Origin of the sequence: Streptosporangium sp. G11 (assembly GCF_051192615.1) — a bacterium.
Lineage (GTDB): Bacteria > Actinomycetota > Actinomycetes > Streptosporangiales > Streptosporangiaceae > Streptosporangium.
Genome location: NZ_JBPJUQ010000367.1, coordinates 1 through 585, shown reverse-complemented (window position 1 = coordinate 585; position 585 = coordinate 1). Strand labels below are relative to the sequence as shown.

Below are 585 nucleotides of genomic sequence, written 5' to 3'. Positions count from 1 at the left end.
CCACGACCGAGGCCGCCTAAGATCAACCCACGGCACCTACCTCGTCGAGCCTTTTACACCGCTCCGAGGACGCGACCCGTCGTCGACGCTCTGACATTGAAAGACAACGAGCCTACGAGGCCGGATCGAGCCGAACGGAAGTGGTCCGGAACATCGCGGATCAGGAGTGCTTGAGCTGAGGCTTGCCACCGTGGCCAGGCACAATCAGACTGTGGACTTCCAGGATTCCCTGCTTCTGAAAGCTGCCCGGCTCTGTCCCGTCGACGTCCGGACGGAGGAATCCGGCATCAGCGTGGCCGATGTACTGGAGTACCTGGAACACGACGAATGGGAGACGGCCCTCCTCCTTCTCGAAGAGCTCGGCGACGCGCATCCTCAGTTGCCCGAGTTCTGGAGCCTGCTGGCGGAGGCGGCCCGCTTGATGTGGCTTCATCGGGATGCCGAGTGGTGCGAATGGCGATGTAGTGAGGCCCGCAACGGTGCCGTTCGTGCCGACCTTTGCCTCACTGAGCCTGTACGGAGTTGAGATCAGAGGGATTCGTCTGCGCGGTGCTCTGCCGTCCTGGTAGGCCATCGCTATGGCGC

General features: G+C 62.6%; 1 protein-coding gene. It reads right to left on the bottom strand.

What is annotated here, in order from left to right:
* Positions 1-160 precede the first annotated feature (160 nt).
* Positions 161-585: hypothetical protein (locus ACSDR0_RS51070; RefSeq protein ID WP_435296212.1), on the bottom strand; the 425-nt coding region annotated here is incomplete at its 5' end.